17 protein-coding genes and 1 pseudogene are annotated in these 15,937 nt (G+C 66.4%); 12 read left to right on the top strand and 6 right to left on the bottom strand.

Features of this window, described 5'->3' with window-relative positions:
• Nucleotides 1-40: 40 nt before the first annotated feature.
• From livH to BAMB_RS22160, 4 genes are read left to right on the top strand one after another with little or no spacing between them, the layout of a single operon-like run.
• On the top strand, nucleotides 41-967 hold the full coding sequence (gene livH, locus BAMB_RS22175) for a high-affinity branched-chain amino acid ABC transporter permease LivH (RefSeq protein ID WP_006749488.1): 927 nt from the start codon (nucleotides 41-43) through the stop codon (nucleotides 965-967).
• An 11-nt stretch (nucleotides 968-978) separates the two neighbouring features.
• Nucleotides 979-2,250 (top strand): high-affinity branched-chain amino acid ABC transporter permease LivM, encoded by a 1,272-nt coding sequence (locus BAMB_RS22170; RefSeq protein ID WP_011659409.1) that lies wholly within the window; start codon nucleotides 979-981, stop codon nucleotides 2,248-2,250.
• Nucleotides 2,247-3,020: a high-affinity branched-chain amino acid ABC transporter ATP-binding protein LivG gene (gene livG, locus BAMB_RS22165; protein ID WP_011659408.1), complete on the top strand. Its 774-nt coding sequence runs from the start codon at nucleotides 2,247-2,249 to the stop codon at nucleotides 3,018-3,020. Before BAMB_RS22170 ends, livG begins: the two co-directional genes overlap by 4 nt.
• Entirely contained in the window at nucleotides 3,020-3,721 is a 702-nt protein-coding gene (locus BAMB_RS22160; protein WP_011659407.1) for an ABC transporter ATP-binding protein, read from the top strand. Before livG ends, BAMB_RS22160 begins: the two co-directional genes overlap by 1 nt.
• A 91-nt stretch (nucleotides 3,722-3,812) precedes the next feature.
• On the opposite strand, the gene BAMB_RS22155 is transcribed toward BAMB_RS22160, so the two are convergent.
• On the bottom strand, nucleotides 3,813-4,664 hold the full coding sequence (locus tag BAMB_RS22155; protein ID WP_011659406.1) for a LysR substrate-binding domain-containing protein: 852 nt from the start codon (nucleotides 4,662-4,664) through the stop codon (nucleotides 3,813-3,815).
• Between the two features lie 132 nt (nucleotides 4,665-4,796).
• Between BAMB_RS22155 and BAMB_RS22150 the strand changes: the two genes are divergently transcribed.
• The 4 genes and pseudogenes from BAMB_RS22150 to BAMB_RS34220 all read left to right on the top strand — a co-directional run.
• The gene (locus BAMB_RS22150) at nucleotides 4,797-5,774 is read left to right on the top strand and encodes a hypothetical protein (RefSeq protein ID WP_011659405.1); all 978 of its coding nucleotides are present in this window, start codon (nucleotides 4,797-4,799) and stop codon (nucleotides 5,772-5,774) included.
• A 29-nt stretch (nucleotides 5,775-5,803) separates the two neighbouring features.
• The gene (locus BAMB_RS22145; protein ID WP_011659404.1) at nucleotides 5,804-6,790 is read left to right on the top strand and encodes a 2OG-Fe(II) oxygenase family protein; all 987 of its coding nucleotides are present in this window, start codon (nucleotides 5,804-5,806) and stop codon (nucleotides 6,788-6,790) included.
• Nucleotides 6,791-6,803: 13 nt separating this feature from the next.
• Complete coding sequence (locus BAMB_RS22140; protein ID WP_011659403.1) at nucleotides 6,804-7,727, top strand: DMT family transporter; 924 nt, start codon at nucleotides 6,804-6,806, stop codon at nucleotides 7,725-7,727.
• 56 nt (nucleotides 7,728-7,783) lie between these two features.
• Nucleotides 7,784-7,879: pseudogene (locus BAMB_RS34220) on the top strand (glyoxalase); the annotation flags it as partial.
• 24 nt (nucleotides 7,880-7,903) lie between these two features.
• On the opposite strand, the gene BAMB_RS22135 reads toward BAMB_RS34220, so the two are convergent.
• From BAMB_RS22135 to BAMB_RS22125, 3 genes are all read right to left on the bottom strand, one after another.
• Nucleotides 7,904-8,311 (bottom strand): DUF2000 domain-containing protein, encoded by a 408-nt coding sequence (locus BAMB_RS22135; RefSeq protein ID WP_011659402.1) that lies wholly within the window; start codon nucleotides 8,309-8,311, stop codon nucleotides 7,904-7,906.
• Between the two features lie 44 nt (nucleotides 8,312-8,355).
• A complete protein-coding gene (locus BAMB_RS22130) occupies nucleotides 8,356-9,216 on the bottom strand; it encodes an AraC family transcriptional regulator (protein ID WP_011659401.1) in 861 nt (286 codons plus the stop codon).
• Nucleotides 9,217-9,289: 73 nt separating this feature from the next.
• Complete coding sequence (locus BAMB_RS22125) at nucleotides 9,290-10,267, bottom strand: AraC family transcriptional regulator (RefSeq protein ID WP_011659400.1); 978 nt, start codon at nucleotides 10,265-10,267, stop codon at nucleotides 9,290-9,292.
• A 45-nt stretch (nucleotides 10,268-10,312) separates the two neighbouring features.
• On the opposite strand from BAMB_RS22125, the gene BAMB_RS22120 reads away from it, so the two are divergent.
• Nucleotides 10,313-11,062: an SDR family oxidoreductase gene (locus BAMB_RS22120; RefSeq protein WP_011659399.1), complete on the top strand. Its 750-nt coding sequence runs from the start codon at nucleotides 10,313-10,315 to the stop codon at nucleotides 11,060-11,062.
• Nucleotides 11,063-11,137: 75 nt separating this feature from the next.
• Here the strand turns inward: BAMB_RS22120 and BAMB_RS22115 are convergent, their stop codons facing one another.
• Nucleotides 11,138-12,439: an aspartate aminotransferase family protein gene (locus BAMB_RS22115; RefSeq protein WP_011659398.1), complete on the bottom strand. Its 1,302-nt coding sequence runs from the start codon at nucleotides 12,437-12,439 to the stop codon at nucleotides 11,138-11,140.
• A gap of 77 nt (nucleotides 12,440-12,516) precedes the next feature.
• Here BAMB_RS22115 and BAMB_RS22110 point away from each other — a divergent pair, with 77 nt between their 5' ends.
• Nucleotides 12,517-13,401, top strand: a complete 885-nt coding sequence (locus BAMB_RS22110) for a LysR family transcriptional regulator (protein WP_011659397.1) — start codon at nucleotides 12,517-12,519, stop codon at nucleotides 13,399-13,401.
• Nucleotides 13,402-13,438: 37 nt separating this feature from the next.
• On the opposite strand, the gene BAMB_RS22105 is transcribed toward BAMB_RS22110, so the two are convergent.
• Entirely contained in the window at nucleotides 13,439-13,861 is a 423-nt protein-coding gene (locus BAMB_RS22105) for a VOC family protein (protein ID WP_011659396.1), read from the bottom strand.
• Nucleotides 13,862-14,110: 249 nt separating this feature from the next.
• Between BAMB_RS22105 and BAMB_RS22100 the strand changes: the two genes are divergently transcribed.
• Together BAMB_RS22100 and BAMB_RS22095 are read left to right on the top strand one after the other, a co-directional pair.
• Complete coding sequence (locus tag BAMB_RS22100) at nucleotides 14,111-15,010, top strand: LysR substrate-binding domain-containing protein (protein WP_011659395.1); 900 nt, start codon at nucleotides 14,111-14,113, stop codon at nucleotides 15,008-15,010.
• A 162-nt stretch (nucleotides 15,011-15,172) separates the two neighbouring features.
• Entirely contained in the window at nucleotides 15,173-15,922 is a 750-nt protein-coding gene (locus tag BAMB_RS22095) for an SDR family NAD(P)-dependent oxidoreductase (RefSeq protein ID WP_011659394.1), read from the top strand.
• Nucleotides 15,923-15,937: the final 15 nt, after the last annotated feature.

Raw genomic sequence — 15,937 nt, 5'->3', positions numbered from 1 at the left:
CGACGGCATGCGACCCAGCGCCAACGGGAGCTTCCCGCACATGACTGACTTCTTTCCTCAATTCGCCCAGCAACTGGTCAACGGCCTGACGCTGGGTGCGATCTATGCGCTGATCGCCATCGGCTATTCGATGGTCTACGGCATCATCGGCATGATCAACTTCGCCCACGGCGAGATCTACATGATCGGCGCGTACGTGGGCCTCGTGACCCTCACCGCGATCGGCATCTCCGCCGGCTATCCGTTGCCGCTCGTGCTCGGCGCCGCACTGATCGTGTCGGTGATCGTCACGGGCCTGTACGGCTTCGCGGTCGAGCGCGTCGCGTATCGGCCACTGCGCGGCGGCCCGCGCCTCGTGCCGCTGATCTCCGCGATCGGCATGTCGATCTTCCTGCAGAACTACGTGCAGATCGGCCAGGGGGCGCGCGACGTGTCCGTGCCGGTGCTGATCTCCGGCGCGTTCGAGATCCATCTCGGCGGCGACTTCGACGTGACGATTCCGTATGCGCGTCTGTTGATCGTCTGCGTGACGCTCGTGCTGATGATCGCGCTCACGCTGTTCATCTCGCATTCGCGGATGGGCCGCGCGTGCCGCGCGTGCGCCGAGGACATGAAGATGGCGAACCTGCTCGGCATCGACACGAACCGCGTGATCTCGTTCACGTTCGTGCTCGGCGCGATGCTGGCGGCCGTCGGCGGCGTGCTGATCGGGCTGACGATCGGCAAGCTGAATCCGTACATCGGCTTCGTCGCGGGCATCAAGGCGTTCACCGCCGCGGTGCTCGGCGGGATCGGCAGCATCCCGGGCGCGATGCTCGGCGGCGTGCTGCTCGGCCTCGCTGAAACCTTCGCAGCAGGCTACATGCCGGCCGAGTACAAGGACGTGGTTGCGTTCGGCCTGCTCGTGCTGATCCTGCTCTTCCGCCCGACCGGCCTGCTCGGCAAGTCGGACATCGAAAAGGTCTAAGGGAGACGCAGATGAGTCAAGTCATTTCCGTTCGCCGTCCGGCCGCCGACGCGTCGGTCAGCCAGGCGCTGAAGAATGCCGTGGCCGCCGCGTTCCTGACGGCGATCCTCACGATTCCGGTGCTCGGGCTGCAGTTGAAGCTCGACGGCTATCAGGTCGTGCTGACGCCGCACTGGCGTCCGGTGTGGATCGCGGTCGCGGCCGTGTTCCTGTTCCAGCTGTTCAAGCCGTGGCTCGTGCGCGCGAAATCGGCGGTGAAGCTGCCGGCGCTGCCCGCAATGGGCGCGCAGCAGCAGCGCGTGGTCATCTGGGTGCTGCTCGCGGTCGGGCTCGTGTGGCCGTTCTTCGGCTCGCGCGGCGCGGTGGACGTCGCGACGCTCGCGCTGATCTACGTGATCCTCGGTCTCGGGCTGAACATCGTGGTCGGTTTCGCGGGTCTGCTGGACCTCGGCTATGTCGGGTTCTACGCGGTCGGCGGCTATACGTACGCGATGCTGAACCAGTATTTCGGGCTGTCGTTCTGGGAGTGTCTGCCGATCGCGGCAGTCGCCGCGGCGACGTTCGGCTTCCTGCTCGGCTTCCCGGTGCTGCGCCTGCGCGGCGACTATCTCGCGATCGTCACGCTCGGCTTCGGCGAAATCATCCGCCTGCTCGCGAACAACCTGACGAGCCTCACGGGCGGCCCGGACGGCATCTCGAGCATTCCGAAGCCGACGGTGTTCGGCTTCGAGATGGCGCGCTCGGCGAGCGTCGAAGGCGCGAAGACTTTCCACGAGCTGATCGGGCTGGAATACAGCGGCGAGCACATGGTGATCTTCCTGTACCTGATCGCGCTGGTGCTGGTCGGCTTCACGCTGTTCGTGACGAGCCGCCTGATCCGCATGCCGATGGGCCGCGCATGGGAAGCGCTGCGCGACGACGAGATCGCGTGCCGTTCGCTGGGTCTGAACCCGACGCGCATCAAGCTGTCGGCGTTCACGCTCGGCGCGGCGTTCGCGGGCATCGGCGGCGCGTTCTTCGCCGCGCGTCAGGGCCTCGTGAATCCTGAATCGTTCACCTTCATCGAATCGGCGCTGATCCTCGCGATCGTGGTGCTCGGCGGGATGGGCTCGCAGCTCGGCGTGATTCTCGCGGCGATCCTGCTGACCGTGCTGCCGGAAGTCGCGCGCGGCTTCGCAGAGTACCGGATGCTGATCTTCGGTCTGGTGATGGTGTTGATGATGATGTGGCGTCCGCAGGGCCTGCTGCCCGCGAGCCGTCCCCACGTGGAGCTGCCGCAATGAGCGCGAATGCAGAACTGTTGAAGGTCGCCGGGCTGCAGATGCGCTTCGGCGGGTTGCTCGCGGTGGACGGCATCGATTTCGACGTGCGCCGCAACGAGGTGTTCGCGATCATCGGGCCGAACGGTGCGGGCAAGACCACGGTGTTCAACTGCGTCGGCGGCTTCTACAAGCCGACCGGCGGCGACGTCGTGCTCGACGGCCACGCGATCGGCGGGCTGCCGAGCCACAAGATCGCGTTGAAGGGCCTGGTGCGCACGTTCCAGAACATCCGCCTGTTCAAGTCGCTGACGGTCGTCGAGAACTTGCTCGTCGCGCAGCATCGCAAGGTCAAGGCCGGGCTGCTGCCGGGCCTGTTCTCGACGCCCGCCTATCGTCGCGCCGAGAAGGACGCGCTCGAACGCGCGGCCGTATGGCTCGACCGGATGGGGCTGGGGTCGGTCGCCAACCGGCCGGCCGGCACGCTGTCGTACGGGCACCAGCGGCGTCTCGAGATCGCGCGCTGCATGATCACCGAGCCGCGTCTCTTGATGCTCGACGAGCCGGCGGCAGGCCTCAACCCGCAGGAAAAGATCGAGCTACAGCACCTGATCGACAAGCTGCGCCACGAGTTCGGCGTGTCGGTGCTGCTGATCGAACACGACATGAGCCTCGTGATGGGCGTGTCGGACCGCATCCTCGTGATGGAGCACGGCCGGCCGATCGTGATCGGCACGCCGGAAGCGGTCCGCAACGACCCGCGCGTGATCAAGGCGTATCTGGGGGAAGAGTGATGCTGAAGCTGGAACAGGTCCATACGCACTACGGCGCGGTCGAGGCGCTCGCGGGCGTGTCGATCGAGGTGAAGAAGGGCGAGATCGTCACGCTGATCGGCAGCAACGGCGCCGGCAAGACGACGCTGATGATGACCGTGTGCGGCACGCCGCGCGCATCGTCGGGCCGCGTGCTGTTCGAGGGCAACGACATCACCGCGATGTCGACGCACCAGATCATGCGGCAGGGGATGGCGATCTCGCCGGAGGGGCGGCGCGTGTTCCCGAGCCTGACGGTGCTCGAGAACCTGAAGATGGGCGGCTTCTTCGCGAGCCGTCACGAGATCGACGACGGCATCGAGCACGTGTTCAAGCTGTTTCCGCGCCTGAAGGAGCGCGCGACGCAGCGGGCCGGCACGATGTCGGGCGGCGAGCAGCAGATGCTGGCGATCGGCCGCGCGCTGATGAGCAAGCCGCGCTTGCTGCTGCTCGACGAGCCGACGCTCGGCCTCGCGCCGCTCGTGATCGCGCAGATCTTCGACATCATCCGGACGATCCGCGACGAAGGTGTCACGGTGTTTCTGGTCGAGCAGAACGCGAACAAGGCGCTGGGTGTGGCCGATCGCGGCTACGTGCTCGAAACCGGGCGCGTGGTGCTGGCCGACACGGGCGCGAACCTGCTCGCGAACGACCGGATCAAGCAGGCGTATCTCGGCGGGTGATGAGGAATGCCGCCGGCCTGCAATGGGCCGGCGGCGTTGTTGCCTGCCGTATTGCTTTCGCATGCAAGGCCGGTCCCCGGCCTTGTCTTTCCTATCCGATCCTGAACGTGCTTTTCAGTACGTCGCGCAGATGCAGCGCGGCGCGATTGCTGTCGTCCGTCAGGACGGTGATCAGGTGCGGCGGCAGATCGGGCAGCACGACCCCGGCGACGTGGCTCGTCAGGTTGCCCGATATGCGATCGTGCTCGATCAGGCCGACCGCCAGGCCGTTCGCGATACACGCTTCGACCGCCGGCGAACTGGCGCTTTCGAGCAGCATCCGGTGCGCGATCTTCGCCTTCTTCAGCGCACTCAGCGCGGTGTCGCGGTACGGGCAGCCCTGCAGCTGCACGGCGATCGGCAGCGGCGCGTCGGGATTGAACTTGAAGGTGCGCGCGGCGACCCACACCGGGTGGGTCTTGCTGAGCAGTTCGGCGTGCGGCAGCGCTTTCGGCACCACGGCGATCGTGATGTCGAGCTGGCCGCGCGAGAACAGCAACTGCAACTCTTCGCTGGAACGCGCTTCGACCGTCAATTCCAGCAGCGGCCGATCGGCGGCGAAGCGCGGCAGGAATTCCGCCATGAAATGCGCGGCGTAGGAATCGGGGATGCCGAGCCGCAGCTTGCCGGTCAGCATCTGCGGCGACAGCGATTCGACGAGCCGGTCGTGGCTCAGCAGAAACTCGGTGGTGTCGCTGAGCAGCTTGTGGCCGAACTGCGTGAGTTCGACCGCCTGATTGTTTCGCGTAAACAGGCGCTGCGCGACCATCTCTTCCAGCTTCTGAATCTGCGCGGTGACCGACGACGGGCTGCGATTCACATGAACGGCCGCGTCCTTGAAGCGGCCAAGCTTCGCGACGGCGTGGAAGGTACGCAGCAGATCGACGTCCAGGGTGCGTGGCATGATTCCGTTTTTCCGAATCAGTGATTCAGGTAATGTCGATTGACGGAATTATTGGGCATCCCTATCCTCGGGTCAACAGGCAGACAACGGCAGGCAGCCGGTCGGGCGTTGCACGCATCCGGGGAACGATTCATGTCGATCAATGATTTTGTCGTAGATGCATTGGTGCGGGACAGGAAGCTGAAGGCGGAGTCGGTATGGACGGTGGAGAATCACGAAAAATATTCGACGCTGCATCGCGCTGACGACGCGCGGCGGCGGGAAGCGGGGCGCGAAGTCTTTTCGCTGATGCGCAACCTGAACGAGCTGGGCGTGCGGAGTCCCGCGCTGTGCGCGGACCACAACGGCAACGGTTCGTTGCGCGAAGCAATCGGAGTGTTGAGCGAGCGGCTCGCGACGCTGTCGCGCGGCCGCCATGTCCATTACATCGAGCTCGGACCCGAGCCGGTCAAGACGACGGAACTGATGAAGGCCGTCAGCGGCGGCGGCCCGAACAATCTGCGCTACACGGCCGTCGACGTCAACGAGTCGTCCGAAGACGCGATGCGGCACGCGATCATGCCGTTTCTGAAAACGCCCGGTTGTTTCAACTACATCGCCGCCGACTATCGGAACGTGCAGTGGGACCATATCGACCTGGGCCAGGACATGACGTTCATCACGATGCTCGGATTCCAGGAAGGCAACGAGTTGCCGGTGACGATCGGCCGGCTGATTCGCACGCTCGGCGGCAGGTCGACCTATGTCGTGTCGGAGATGCAACTGCTGGTGGAGGGCCGCGAGGAAGCCATCTACAACTTCTACCAGAACGAGAACATGGTGCGGTTTTCCGAAATCGTCAGCCGGCAGCAGGGCTTCGAGCCGCTTGGCAAGCATCATGTGTCGATCGTGCGGCTCAATCTGCTCGGCGACCAGTTCCATGTGGCGGTCACGCTGCAGCCGGTGTCGAAAGCGGGGGCCGACGGGCATCTGATCACCAACGTCTGCCTGAAATACACGCCGGAGCAGTTTCGCCACGTTCGCCTGAACCACGGCAATTGCCGCGTGATCGACGAGTTGCGCAGCGGAGACGGCAGCGTCGTGTACCAGATTGCGCAGTTCAAGGGCTGAAGGGTGAGGCGTCGACAGCGAGGCACGCGATGAACAAGGGAAATGCATTGCCGGTGTTTGCGCGCGGCTTCGGCCGGGTGAGGCTCGCGCTGCAGACGTCGCTGTCCGCCAGCGCGAATGTCGACGGCGCGCTCGATGCATCGACGGAACCGATGCACTGGACCAGCGCGTGCCTGCGGGATGGCTACGAGGTGCGATATCGCCGCAATCTCGACGATCTCGGCTATCGAGACGTGCCGATGCGCGGCACGCGCTCGGATGCGCTGAACGCGGTGTGTCATCTGCGCGGATTGTTCACCGACGACGCGGTCGCCGCGTTGCGCGAGATCGGCCGCGCGCTGGAACGCAGCGCGTCGAGCAGCAACTGGATCATCTCGAAGCGCGTGCGCGCCGTGACGAACCGCTCGCGCTTCATCGACGACATGATGCACGACCGTGCGTTCCTGTTGCGGGTGTCGCGCCTCGCCGGTGCGCCGTTGATTCCGTATCCGATGGCCAACGCGCGCGCGCAATTCAACTACTACTATCCAACGAACCAGCGCGACGGCAAGGAGCAACTCGGCATGTGGCACACCGACGGCACCAGTTTCGTGCTGAACATCGTGCTGTCGGATCGCGCGGAGTACGCAGGCGGTAACTTTCTGTTCTACGAATCGACTGCGGAGACGTTCGACCGCCACGATCGGGAGCGCCGGCATGTGAAGACCGCGGATCTCGACCACGCGGGCGACGCGCTGCTGATCTACGGCAGCAAGCTGTTCCATGGCGTCGAGCCGGTCGAGGCCGGGCGCCGCATGTCGCTGGTGCTGTCGTTTCATTGCCCGACCACGCGCGAGGACGACAACGGGTTCTGGCATCTCGCGTCGGACGACGGCATTGCGCGCACCGTCGTCAACTGGCTCGCGCTGCGGCGCGCCCTCAAGGACGATGCGGAATTGCAGTACCGGCGCCTCGGGCTCGAACCGATCCGGCGCGAGGATCTGGCGGACCCGCGCGTGATCCCGGCCACTTCCTGAGAACCGTCGCCCCATGCAGCTATTCCTGCTTCAGCTCGTTTTCGTCCTGTCGTGGAGTTCCGGGTTCATCGGCGCCAAGCTCGGCGCGGAGACGGCCGGCGCGTTCAACCTGCTGTTCTGGCGATTCCTGCTCGTTACGCTGTGTCTGGCGATCGTCCTCAATCGGCAGCTCGGGCGCCTGACGCTCGAAAAAATCCGCTATCACGCGGTGATCGGCTTCCTGTCGCAGTTTCTGTATCTGGCCTGCGTGTACGTCGCGATTCAGCATGGTCTGCCGCCGGGCATCGCGGCAATCGTCGCGGCGTCGCAGCCGCTGATCACGGCGGCGATGACGTCGTTCGGAGGCAGCGAGCGCAGCGGGGCGCGCCAGTGGGCCGGGCTCGTCGTCGGGTTCGTCGGCGTGGGTATCGTGATCGGCGGGCAATATGCGCTGCCGGCCGCGTCGGTCGGGATCGTCATGTACCTGCTGCCGATGGTATCGGCGCTCGGGTTGTCGATCGCGACGATCTACCAGCGGCGGCGTGCGCTGACGGCCGCGCGCAGCAACGAGGACGGGCTGTTCCTGCCGCTGTTCGTGCAGGGTTGCGTGAGTCTCGTGCTGTTCGCGGCGTGCGGGAGCGTCACCGGCGACCTGCATGTGCCGACGCAGCCAAACGTGTGGGTGTCGATCGTGTGGCTGACGGTGTTCGCGACCTTCATCGCTTACCTGTCGTTGTGGGCGCTGCTCAAGCGGATGCCCGCGACGCGCGTGGCAACCCTCGTCTATCTCGAACCGCCGGTGACGCTGATGTGGGCCGCGTGGATGTTCGGTGACAGGATCGCGGTGACGACCTACGTCGGCATCGTCGTCGTCGCGATCGGCGTATGGCTGGCCGGCAAACACGGCGCGCGACCCGCGCGGCCACGATGCGCGGACATGGAGACGGCGGGCCGCTGACGCGCTGGTTGCGCGGGCGATTCCGGTGTAGCTTCACGAGACTGCCCGACTCGTGCGTCGAATACGGCCCGGCCGACGAGCCGTGGGGTGTGCGGCGTTTCTACGTGCGCGATCCGTTCGGCAAGCTCGTGAACGTGCTCGCGCATCGTTGATCGGGCGTGCGGGGTGGCCCGGCTTCACGCGTGCAACGCCAACCCCTTCACGGCCTTGTCCACGGCCTTCTTCGGTCCGTGCAGCGCCAGCCCGACCAAATCCAGATTCTCCGCATCCCCGGCGCGAAACACTTCGCGGTTGGCTGCATCGTGCCCGGTCGAAAACATCGCATGCACGTACGGCACGATCGTCAGCTCGCGCGACAGCGCCTGCCGGTGTGCGGCCTGTAGCCCGTTCAAGTCGGACGCGAACACCAGCATCGGCTGGCCCAGCATGCGTCCGTAGCGGCGGCCCGCCGCGTCTTCGTAAGGCTCGCCGAGCGCGTCGGGTGCTCCGGCCGCGACGCCCGTCGCGAGAAACGCGACCACGTTGAGTTTTTGCCACGCGGCGAGATCGTCGCGCACGATCAGCGCTACTTTCGTATCGAACATGCTTGCTCCTGGTTGGAGCCTCGATGATCGGATGTCGCGCGCGCTCAGTCTGGAACGTTTGTGCACAGTTGCCGGTACGCGGCCGGCGTAATCCGGTACGCGCGGCGGAACCAGCGGCCCAGGTGGCTCTGGTCGGCGAAGCCGACGTCCGCGGCCGCCTGGGCGGGCGTGCGGCCGGCCGCCAGCAGCCGGCGCGCGGCGCGCAGCCGCAAGCGCACCAGGTACGCGTGCGGCGAGGTGCCATACGCGCGCTGGAACAGCCGCGTCAAGCGGAACCGGTCGATCCCCGCGGCGCCGGCCAGCTCGTCGAGGCCGAGATTGCCATCCATGTGTGCATGCAGCAGATCGCGCACACGCGCGATCGCCGGCGGCACGACGCTGCTTTCCAGCGCGAGCGGGGCGCCCCGCAGTTCGCCGCCGAGCCGCGTCAGCAGGCGGTCGAGCGTCTGGTCGCGCGCGAGCCGGCCTTCATTGCCGTGGATCGCGACAAACGCATGCCGGATCGCATCGACGAGGCCGCGATCGTCGACGAGCGTATGGCCGAACGCGGCTTCGACGCTGCCGAGGCCCGGCAGGTCCAGCCGGCGCGCCGCGCGTTCGACCCAGGCTTGCGGCAGGTACAGCATCCCGTAGGTGAAGCCGCCCGCTTCGGGCGCATGGCCGTCGTGCATCGCGCCGGGTTCGATCAGGATCGCGCGGCCCGGCACGCTCGTATGCAGCGAACGGTGGCACTGGAAACGCTGCACGCCCTGTTCGGTGAAGCCGACCAGCATGTCGTCGTGATCGTGCGCATCGTACGCATGGCCGTTGAAATGCGCGTGCAGGCTTTCGATGCCGGTTTCCGCATCGCGTCGCGCGACGAGCCAGTGGTCGCGCGTGTCGGGATTCTTTGCCGCTGTCGTCATCGCCTGCCTCGCGCGTCGTCGTTGCGTGACCGGTAGTGTACGCAGGTCACGGGATGGCGGTGGCGGGTGCCGGTCATGCATCGCTCGCCGCCGCGCGTTCGTCGCGCGCATATTGCGCGGGCGGCCGGCCCACGTGCCGCGTGAACGCGACGCTGAAGGTGCTCGCGGAACTGTAGCCGACGCGCCCGGCGATCTCCGCGATGCGCCCTTCGTCGCGGCGCAGCAGGTTTTTCGCGAGCGCCATGCGCCAGGTGAGCAGGTATTCCATCGGCGCGACGCCGACCGCGCGGCTGAAGCGTTCGAAGAAGGTCGAACGCGACAGCGCCGCTTCCTTCGCGAGCTCGACGACCGTCCACGGGTGCGCGGGGCGTTCGTGCATTCCGCGGATCGCGGCGGCGAGACGGCTGTCGGCGAGACCGCGCACGAGGCCGGGTGATGTGCCCGTGTCTGCGGAAAACCGCAATGCCTCGATCAGCAGCACTTCCACGAGGCGCGACAGCACGAGTTCGCGCGCCGGCCGCTGCGCCCGCGATTCGTCCCGCACCAGTTGCACGAGCGTGGTGAGGCGCGGTTCGCCGCGCACGTGCACGTATTGCGGCAGCAGCGATACCAGCAGCGCAGCGTCGGGCGAACTGAAGCTGCAGTGGCCGGCCATCATGCGCGCGTCGACTGGGCGGCTCGCGTCGCCGATTCGGTATTCGCCATTGTCGAGCACGACCGGCGCGGCCGTTTCGACGCCCGGCGGCGGCAGTTCGAGACTGGATATCGCGACGCCGTAGGCCGCCGGAATCAGCACGAAATCGCCGGGTAGCAGCTCGATCGGCGGATGCCCGTCGATCGCGACCCGGCATCCACCTTCCAGGACCACGCAATAGAACGGCTCGCCGGCGACCGTCCGGCTGATGCGCCAGGGGCTCGCGCCGTGAACGAGTTTGGAATACCGCGTGCTCGGCTGCAGCAGCGTCACGACCTCGGCTAGCGGATCGATCATCGCCGGACTCTCGCAAAAGAAAATCGGATTTTCGATTGTAGCGAATACGGATGCGGCCATCTATCGTACGAACACATGCCCAACACGTCACAGGAGTGAGTTCGCATGAAGACCGTATTGATCACCGGCTGTTCCTCCGGCTTCGGCCTCGAGATCGCCCGTCATTTCCTGGCCCGCGACTGGCAGGTCGTCGCGACGATGCGCACGCCGCGCGAGGACGTCCTGCCGCCGTCGGAGCACCTGCGCGTGCTGGCGCTCGATGTCACGAACCCCGACAGCATCCGCGCGGCGATCGACGCCGCCGGCCCGATCGACGTACTCGTCAACAATGCGGGTTTCGGCGCGGCCGCGCCGGCCGAACTGATGCCGCTCGACACCGTGCGCGCGCTGTTCGAGACCAACACGATCGGCACGATCGCGGTGACGGAAGCCGTGCTGCCGCAGTTGCGCCGGCGCGGGGCCGGCGTCGTCGTGAACGTTACGTCGAGCGTCACGCTGAAGGTGCTGCCGCTGGTCGCCGCCTATCGCGCCAGCAAGGCGGCAGTTAATGCGTACACCGAATCGATGGCACTCGAACTCGAACCGTTCGGCGTGCGCGCGCGTCTCGTGCTGCCGGGCCGTGCGCCGGACACGCGTTTCGCCGATAACGCGCGCGTGCACATGCACGGCTTCGAGCACGAAGCTTATGCGGAGTTTGCGGCGGCGGCCTTCAGGCGCATGGTCGACGAATCCGCGCCGATTACCCATGCGCGGGACGTCGCCGAAGCCGTGTGGCGGGCGGCGACCGATCCGTCGTGCCCGATGCGCATCCCGGCCGGCGCCGATGCCGAAGCGTGGGCGGCCGAAGCGCATTGATCGACCGCACACCACGAGCCGTCGCGCCGGCCGTTCGAACCGGCGCGGCGGCGCGTGCGAGGTAGGGAAGGCGCGTTACAGCGCGCGTGCGATCGCTTGTTCCAGCAGCGACAGGCCGAGATCGATCTCTTCGTCGCTGACGGTCAGCGGCGGCGCGATCCGGAACACGCCGCCCATGCCGGGCAACTGCACGATGTTCATGCTGAGCCCGAGCTTCATGCATTCGCGCGTGATCTTCGCGCCGAGCCCGTCCGCGGGCTCCTTCGTCCGGCGATCCTTGACGATCTCGACGCCGAGCAGCAGCCCGCGTCCGCGCACGTCGCCGATGCAGTCGAAGCGCTCCATCAGGTCGAGCAGCCCGCGCCGCAGCCGGTCGCCCATCACGTTCGCGCGCTGGACGAGGCCGTCGCGCTGCACCACGTCGAGCACGCGCAGGCCGACCGCGGCCGGCAATGGATCCGACACGTGCGTCGTATAGAACAGGTAGCCCAGTTCGTGCGCGCGCTCCTCGATTTGCGCGGACGTGACGACGGCCGCGAGCGGCAGCCCCGCGCCGAGCGTCTTCGACAGCGTGAGGATGTCGGGCGTCACGCCGTCGCGCTGGCACGCGAACATCGTGCCGGTGCGCCCGACGCCGGTTTGCGCTTCGTCGAGGATCAGCAGCATCCCGCGCGCCTCGCACTTGCGCTTGAGCGCCGCCATGTAGCCTTCCGGCAATTCGATGATGCCGCCGGAGCTGAGGATCGGCTCCGCGATGAACGCGGCGAGGTTGCCGCTCGACTGGCGATCGATCAGGTCGAATGCGTAGTCGAGTTCGGCGAGATAGTCGTACGTGCCGCCGCGCTCGAAGCGCGGCCGGTACGTGAACGGCGCGGGGATCGCGAACGAGCCGACGGCGGCCGGGCCGACACCCCTGCGGCCAGCGCTGTACGTGGCGGACGCCGCCGCGCCCGTCATCCCGTGCCACGACTGCGCGAAGCCGACGATCTCGTACTTGCCGGTGACGAGCTTCGCCATCCGGATCGCCGCTTCGTTGGATTCCGCGCCGGTGCTCAGCAGCAGCGCGCGATCGAGCCCGGGCGGCGTGATGTCGGCGAGGCGCGTCGCGAGGTCGACGACCGGGCGCGACAGCATCCCGCTGAACAGGTGATCGAGCTTGCCCGCGTATTCGCTGATCACGGAGACAATCTCCGGATGACTGTGGCCGAGCACCGCGCTCATCTGGCCCGACGTGAAATCGAGGATCGCGCGGCCGTCGGCGTCGTAGACGAAGCTGCCTTGCGCGCGCTCGATGATCATCGGCTCGAACGTGCCGCCGTAGCGGATCAGGTGCTGCCTGGCGTTGTGCCAGAAGGTTGCGTCGTCGTTCAGGGACATCGGGCTTCTCCGGACCAGGGCCAAGGATCGCTTGCAGTCTAGGCGTGGGTCTGGTTTTATGGAAACGAATAGTTCTTATGCAAGGTAGAAAGGGAGCTAATACCTTGGGACGCTCGCTCGAAATCGACCTGCTGCGCTCGTTCGTCGTCATCGCCGAGGTGCGCTCGCTGAGCCGCGCGGCGGCGCGGGTCGGCCGCACGCAGTCGGCGCTCAGCCAGCAGATGCGCCGGCTCGAGGAAAGCGTCGACCAGCCGCTGTTCCAGCGCACCGGCCGCGGCGTGCTGCTGACGCACCCCGGCGAGCGGCTGCTCGTGCATGCGCAGCGGATCCTCCGGCAGCATGACGAGGCGATGGCTGATCTGTGTGGCACGGGGCTGTCGGGGACGATCCGGTTCGGGTGTCCGGACGATTACGCCCAAGTGTGGCTGCCGTCGCTGTTGCGGCAGTTTTCGAGCCAGCATCCGCAGGCGATCGTCGAAGTCGTGTGCGGGCCGACGCCGCGGCTCGTCGAGCAGTTGGAGAAGCGCGCAGTGGATCTGGCGATGATTTCCGTGCCGGATGATGGCGCGACGGGCGACATCATCCGTCGCGAGCAACTGGTCTGGATCGGTTATCCGGGCCTCGATGCCGCGCAGTTCGAGCCGTTGCCGCTCGCGCTTTCCGATCCCGATACGCTCGATCACATCGCGGCCCGCGACGCGTTGCATCGCGCGGGCCGCGATTATCGCGTCGCGTATGCGAGCAGCAGCCTCGCGGGGTTGACCGCGCTCGTGCGTTCGGGGCAGGCGTTTGCAGTGATGACGCAGACGGCGGTGCCGGCCGATCTGGCGATTCTCGCTGGCGATCGCGGGCTGCCGCCGCTGCCGGCGGTGGGCATTACGCTGCGCTTCGACCGGAAGCGGCCGTCGCATCTGGCGGCAGCGTTTGCGGAGCATATCCGGGCGGTGTTGCCGGTGCTGTGACGGGCAGTATTCGCTCGGGACAATGCGGCGGCGGCTGTCAATCGCCCGGCATCAACGCCGGATTGAAGACGATTTCCCACAGATGCCCGTCCGGATCCTGGAAGTACCCTGCATAACCGCCCCAGAAGGTCTTTCCGGCCGGCTTCACCAACCGGGCACCGGCGGCAAGCGCTTGCCGCATCACGTCATCGACTTCGCGCTCGCTCGCGACGTTGTGCCCGATCGTGAATTCGGTCGCGCTGCGCGCCGTCACCGGCAGCCTGGCGTCATGCGCGATGTTGCCGCGCTCGAACAGCGCGAGCTTCAGTCCGTTCTGGAAGTCGAAAAAGGCGACTGCGCCGTGTTCGAACTCGGTGCCGATGATGCCTTGCGTCGGCAAACCCAGCCCGTCGCGATAGAACGTCACGGCGGCGTCGAGATCGTCGACGCCGAGGGTCAGCACGCTGATTCGGGGTTTCATGGGGGAGCCTCTACCGGATGAGTGGCGATGCGAATGCGAAGATGAAAGGGTATCCGCGATCGAACGCACGTGAAAGCCGCCTGTCCGTGGTCGGCACTTTTCGCCAGCGAGGAAGCACGCGAGGAACGGCCACTTCGCGACCGGCGTTCTAGAATTGACGCGCGACCGACCGAATCGCCTTTACCCGCCCGATGCCGCGACGCCGACACCGGCCCGTCGGGCGAACAGCTCTCTTCAACGGATTCCAACATGCGCATCCCGCCGCTCAAGGCCATCATCGCGTTCGAAAGTGTCGCCCGGACCAAAAGCGTCAATCGCGCGGCGGAAGAGCTCGGCCTGACCGCGTCCGCCGTGAGCCACCAGCTCAGCAACCTCGAATCGCAGATCGGTCAGCCGTTGTTCCAGCGCTCGGGGCGCGGCCTCGTCCTCACGCCGACCGGCGAACGCTACCTGACGGACGTCACCGGTTCGCTCGCCGACTTGAGCCGCGCAACCGAGCGTGCGTCCAGCCGCACGGAAGTGGACATCCTGCGCGTGCATTCGAGTCCGAGCTTCGGGTTGATGTGGCTGCTGCCGCGGCTGTCGTCGTTTCAGGAGGCGAACGGCGATATCGAGCTGAATCTGGCGTGCTCTTATGAAAACGTATCGTTCTCGAACGGCTTTTACGATATCGACGTCCGGCACGGCTACGGCAACTGGGACAACCTCGAGGTCCGAACGGTGCGCGGCGAGTTCATTGCGCCGCTTGCATCGCCGCAATACCTCGAGCGGCATCCGGTGAAGGCGCCGGAAGACCTGCTCGCGCATCGGTTGATCTATTCCGAAACGCCGCTGGTGCAGTGGAAGCAGTGGTTCGGCCGGGCCGGCGTATCGCTCGCCGCTCAGAAGACCTTCGATTTTTCCTTCGACCGCTCGTACATGTCGCTCGAAACCGCGGCACTGGGCCTCGGCATCGCGCTCGAAAGCCTGATGCTTGCGTCGGTGAAGATTCGCGAGGGGCTGCTGGTGCCGGTGTTCGACGCAACCCATGCGGTCGAAGTCGGCGCGCATCATCTCGTTTACCCGCGGCAGAACGCGGAACTACCGCGCGTGAAGCGCTTCCTCGCCTGGATCGAGCGGGAGGTCGCGGGCCACGGGCGGGCGAGCTGAGCGGAGCGCCTCCCTTCTGCACGCAATATTGCGTTGCAGCACGCCGCGACGGGCCGCGCGGCGTCATCTGAAATTTTCTCAACTATGGCTGAGCGTTTCCGCGTTGATGCGGGTGTCGGGCGAGCCGACACTCTGGACACACATCAACACAGGAGACGAACGATGTTGCTCGACAACAAGACCATCATCGTGACCGGCGCGGCGTCGCCGCGCGGCATCGGCAAGGCCACCGCCCGCGCGCTCGCCGCCCACGGCGCGCGCATTGCGATTCTCGACCTTCGTCGCGAAGACGCCGAGGCGGCTGCCGCCGATCTCGGGACGGGCCATCTCGGGCTGGCTTGCGACGTGACCGATCGCGATGCATGCGTGGCCGCGGCCCGCGCGACGCTGGAGCGCTATGGGCGTATCGACGGCCTCGTGAACAACGCCGGCATCACGCAGCCCGTGCGCACGCTGGACATCTCCGGGCGCGACTTCGATGCGATCGTCGACGTGAACCTGCGCGGCACGCTGTACATGTCGCAAGCGGTGCTGCCCGCGATGAAGGAGCAGCGAGGCGGCAGCATCGTCTGCATGTCGTCGGTGTCCGCGCAGCGCGGCGGCGGCATCTTCGGCGGGCCGCACTACAGCGCCGCCAAGGCCGGCGTGCTCGGTCTCGCGAAGGCGATGGCACGTGAATTCGGCGCCGACCATATCCGCATCAATTCGATCACGCCGGGTCTGATCCAGACCGACATCACCGGGGACAAGCTGACGCCGGAAATGCGCGAGGAGATCATCAAGGGCATTCCGCTCGGCCGCCTCGGCGATGCCGCCGATGTCGCCAATGCGTGCCTGTTCCTGCTGAGCGACCTGTCGAGCTACCTGACGGGCATCACGCTCGACGTCAATGGCGGGATGCTGATTCACTGAGAACGGCGCCGCGAA

The organism is Burkholderia ambifaria AMMD, from assembly GCF_000203915.1.
Classification (GTDB): domain Bacteria; phylum Pseudomonadota; class Gammaproteobacteria; order Burkholderiales; family Burkholderiaceae; genus Burkholderia; species Burkholderia ambifaria.
The sequence above is the reverse complement of the archived record's forward strand: the minus strand, read 5'-3'. Positions and strand labels throughout refer to the sequence as shown.

Bases quoted from the DNA above. Each gene is read 5' to 3' on its own strand.
- livG (WP_011659408.1), top strand. From the start codon at position 2,247: ATGAGCGCGAATGCAGAACTGTTGAAGGTCGCCGGGCTGCAGATGCGC.
- BAMB_RS22095 (WP_011659394.1), top strand. From the start codon at position 15,173: ATGTTGCTCGACAACAAGACCATCATCGTGACCGGCGCGGCGTCGCCG.
- BAMB_RS22150 (WP_011659405.1), top strand. From the start codon at position 4,797: ATGTCGATCAATGATTTTGTCGTAGATGCATTGGTGCGGGACAGGAAG.
- BAMB_RS22120 (WP_011659399.1), top strand. From the start codon at position 10,313: ATGAAGACCGTATTGATCACCGGCTGTTCCTCCGGCTTCGGCCTCGAG.
- BAMB_RS22140 (WP_011659403.1), top strand. From the start codon at position 6,804: ATGCAGCTATTCCTGCTTCAGCTCGTTTTCGTCCTGTCGTGGAGTTCC.
- BAMB_RS22145 (WP_011659404.1), top strand. From the start codon at position 5,804: ATGAACAAGGGAAATGCATTGCCGGTGTTTGCGCGCGGCTTCGGCCGG.
- BAMB_RS22110 (WP_011659397.1), top strand. From the start codon at position 12,517: ATGCAAGGTAGAAAGGGAGCTAATACCTTGGGACGCTCGCTCGAAATC.
- livH (WP_006749488.1), top strand. From the start codon at position 41: ATGACTGACTTCTTTCCTCAATTCGCCCAGCAACTGGTCAACGGCCTG.
- BAMB_RS22115 (WP_011659398.1), bottom strand. From the start codon at position 12,439: ATGTCCCTGAACGACGACGCAACCTTCTGGCACAACGCCAGGCAGCAC.
- BAMB_RS22100 (WP_011659395.1), top strand. From the start codon at position 14,111: ATGCGCATCCCGCCGCTCAAGGCCATCATCGCGTTCGAAAGTGTCGCC.
- BAMB_RS22170 (WP_011659409.1), top strand. From the start codon at position 979: ATGAGTCAAGTCATTTCCGTTCGCCGTCCGGCCGCCGACGCGTCGGTC.
- BAMB_RS22160 (WP_011659407.1), top strand. From the start codon at position 3,020: ATGCTGAAGCTGGAACAGGTCCATACGCACTACGGCGCGGTCGAGGCG.
- BAMB_RS22155 (WP_011659406.1), bottom strand. From the start codon at position 4,664: ATGCCACGCACCCTGGACGTCGATCTGCTGCGTACCTTCCACGCCGTC.
- BAMB_RS22130 (WP_011659401.1), bottom strand. From the start codon at position 9,216: ATGACGACAGCGGCAAAGAATCCCGACACGCGCGACCACTGGCTCGTC.
- BAMB_RS22105 (WP_011659396.1), bottom strand. From the start codon at position 13,861: ATGAAACCCCGAATCAGCGTGCTGACCCTCGGCGTCGACGATCTCGAC.
- BAMB_RS22135 (WP_011659402.1), bottom strand. From the start codon at position 8,311: ATGTTCGATACGAAAGTAGCGCTGATCGTGCGCGACGATCTCGCCGCG.
- BAMB_RS22125 (WP_011659400.1), bottom strand. From the start codon at position 10,267: ATGGCCGCATCCGTATTCGCTACAATCGAAAATCCGATTTTCTTTTGC.